Source organism: Pedobacter sp. ASV12, assembly GCF_016429155.1.
Lineage (GTDB): Bacteria > Bacteroidota > Bacteroidia > Sphingobacteriales > Sphingobacteriaceae > Pedobacter.
Genome location: NZ_JAELUC010000157.1, coordinates 1 through 2,942, shown reverse-complemented (window position 1 = coordinate 2,942; position 2,942 = coordinate 1). Strand labels below are relative to the sequence as shown.

Genomic DNA, 2,942 nt, shown 5'->3' with positions numbered 1-2,942 from the left:
CCCCCCCCCCCCCCCCCCCCCCCCCCCCCCCCCCCCCCCCCCCCCCCCCCCTCTTTTAGATGTGTATAAGAGACAGCCTTTGACGCTAAAACCCTTTATATCGTTCCCATTTGCAACTGGGAATGCTCCATAATGTTAATTGTATGGCTGAAAACAAAAAGCATCCGATTTTTCGAAGGCTTTTAGACGTACCGATTATGAGAAATTCTTTGAACATCTAGAGAGGTTTTTGAGCGGTAAGCGTCAGACAAAAAGCCATAGTGCCATCTGAACAGTTTGGAATGCACAGGGATGGATGGTATTCCCGAAATATACAATTAGTGAGCAATAAAGCTCCCGGTTTATCAATGCTAAAGATCAGAGGATATTGCGAATTTATCTTCTCAATTTGACCACGCTGCTAACAAGTCAACGCAACACGGCCTCGAGTAGAATGATTTTTATGAATTATGGAAATGTGGCCTTAGGGGCTATGTTATCGATGATTTATGCATTCTTCTTTAGGATGATTGTGGCCATCAAATCGACATACATGCGTTGCCTTGTTTGCGTTTTGAACGCCAAACACGAAAGCCAATGCACATTTCTTACCCTAAAACCCCTGTTTCTATAGGGGACCATATAAGAAAGAAGCGAATGGACTTAAAGCTTTACCAATGTGATGTTGCAAAGGCCTTAAAAGTGAGCGAAGCGACTGTTACGAATTGGGAGACTAATAAAAGTGAACCGGTGGTTAGTAACTATCCCCTTATTGTTGAATTCCTAGGATATTTTCCTTTTGAGATTGATACTTCAACGTTCGCAGGAAGACTGAAAGAGTATAGATATAAAAACGGCTTAACACAAGAACTTTTGGGGAAAACACTCAAAGTGAATGAATCAACCATATTCCATTGGGAAAAAGGGGTGCATACCCCATTCCCCAGAATGCTTAAAAAGGCAGAGCAACTATTCTGGAAAAGCCAGTAAATACTGCCCCAACAAAGCTAAAAATAAACAACCAATGATCCATTGGTTTACACTTGATTCATCTATGTCTTAAAATTGGCGAAAGGGGGTCAAAATTATTGGTATATCCAGCATGCACAGAAAAATAAAAGCAGTGTTTGTGGAATAGATATCAACCTGCCTGATGAGCGGGAGGCGTTCCGCGCAACTATAAAGAAACTCCTGCGGCTTGTCTGGGAAGCAGCAGGATAGCTAGCCATTAAATCCCGGAAAATTGGTTTTTTATTTTGACCGGCCTATGGATGAAGGCGGGTCTTTTTTATTATATGGGCTGGGAAGATTGGATCAATGCAAGGTTGATCCGGCATTCATCGCTTTGGCAGCCATCGCCTTCGGGGATATACGGCCACGCTACAATTAGCAAGGCCACTATTACCACTAATGAAATGGCGAACAATATGCGTTGGGATTTATCTGATAGCTTTTCATTTAGCGTAGTTTTTTCTTTTTGCAATAGATTTTTGCCAGTGTTAAAATTCTAAATACCCAGTCTCTTTGTTTTCCCACATACACTACAGGTCTTTACCGCATCACGGTGCAGTCTGTCCGGATAATCCCATTCGTGGCCTGAGAAAATATGCATTGAAATTTGCGAGCAGTTTCCTTAGAGTTTCCATAAACAGGTGGTAGTTATTTTATCCTAAGTTCGTTTGTTTAATCATACAGTGCAAATTTTCGGACCAAACGGCTCCCCTGTTATATCAAATAGGCTGCCGAAGATATAAAGCCATGATTTCTTTTTTAGTAATTTCGGGCTTGAGGGCAAATTTATTTTTTTAATAATGCAGGATAACAATCTAAATTGGAAGGGTTATGAGGAAATCACCCGTTATATCTACCACACCTTGGGCAGTGGCTATGGCATCAAAATATTGGGACATGGTCCTGGTTGCAAGCTGAAGGGGAAATCAAATTCAGTGCATCAGATCGACGTGCTGACAGAGCACACCAACGGCAAAAGTAGCTACCGTACCGCTATCGAGTGCAAATATTGGCAAAAGAAGGTAAACAAGGATACGGTCATGAAGCTAGCAGCTATTATTGAAGACCTGGATATCGAAAAGGGTATCATCGTATCAAAGGAAGGCTTCACCCTGGATGCGCTCAACTTTGCGCAGTATAAAAACATCGAGCTTATCCAGTTAAAAGAAGCGGGAAAGGACTACAATAACGGAAACCATAAGTTAGATCTTTTTACCCTCGACATTGGTATAAACGCCATCATGACCCGACCAAAAGTTACATGCATCGATTTTGGCGAATATCAAATCACAGATGAACGAGAAATTCTCTCAATGCATTACGCAAAAATCCGCTTGGAAAATGGACAAAATGATCCGTTTGGAAACTACATGAGCACATTTCAAAGAAAGCTCCATAATAAGAAATTACTTGAAATCTATAGCCAATCTTATCCTGTAAAAGGTACACTGATTGAATACCGAAAAGGCGATATCTTATTTGAAAATATAACATTCACTGGTTTTCTTTTAGAGGAGGATCATAGTACCACACGTTCCTTTAATATCGTCGACCAGGTTTGGATGATCATGCGCAGCATATTTGAAGACAAAGTTTTTGTACTTTCCCAAGGCGGTATTATCATTCAGGATGCACCGGGAAAAAATAGTGATTAACATGCTATAGGCATTGTGAACATAGTTCAACATTCTGCTTAGGAACAGAATTTTTCTTTTTAGCAATAGAAATTCGGCAGGTTCGTGTCAGCGATAATATGAATATCCCTCGAGCCAGAGAATATTTAAAAGATAGTAGTTGAGTTTTGCGCGTTGGGTATTCTTCCAGTTCTGAAGGGCGCCAAAGTCTGCCGAGCATCATCTTTCAGCGCTACTATTTCACCATTCAATATGGCGTTGGCTTTAAGCTCATTTAACGACTCTTCTATGCTGGAAAATTGCGTAAACAGTAAATTG

At 41.0% G+C, this 2,942-nt stretch carries 2 protein-coding genes; both read left to right on the top strand.

Annotation, left to right across the window (positions count from 1 at the left end; translation table 11 throughout):
- Positions 1-576 precede the first annotated feature (576 nt).
- Complete coding sequence (locus JHD69_RS19340) at positions 577-969, top strand: helix-turn-helix domain-containing protein (RefSeq protein ID WP_199141979.1); 393 nt, start codon at positions 577-579, stop codon at positions 967-969.
- Between the two features lie 821 nt (positions 970-1,790).
- Positions 1,791-2,645 carry a restriction endonuclease gene (locus JHD69_RS19335; protein WP_199141978.1) on the top strand — a complete coding sequence of 285 codons (855 nt, stop codon included), beginning with the start codon at positions 1,791-1,793 and terminating at the stop codon, positions 2,643-2,645.
- Positions 2,646-2,942 lie beyond the last annotated feature (297 nt).

Excerpts from the sequence above, each read along its gene's own strand:
- JHD69_RS19340 (WP_199141979.1), top strand. The coding sequence starts at position 577 with ATGCACATTTCTTACCCTAAAACCCCTGTTTCTATAGGGGACCATATA.
- JHD69_RS19335 (WP_199141978.1), top strand. The coding sequence starts at position 1,791 with ATGCAGGATAACAATCTAAATTGGAAGGGTTATGAGGAAATCACCCGT.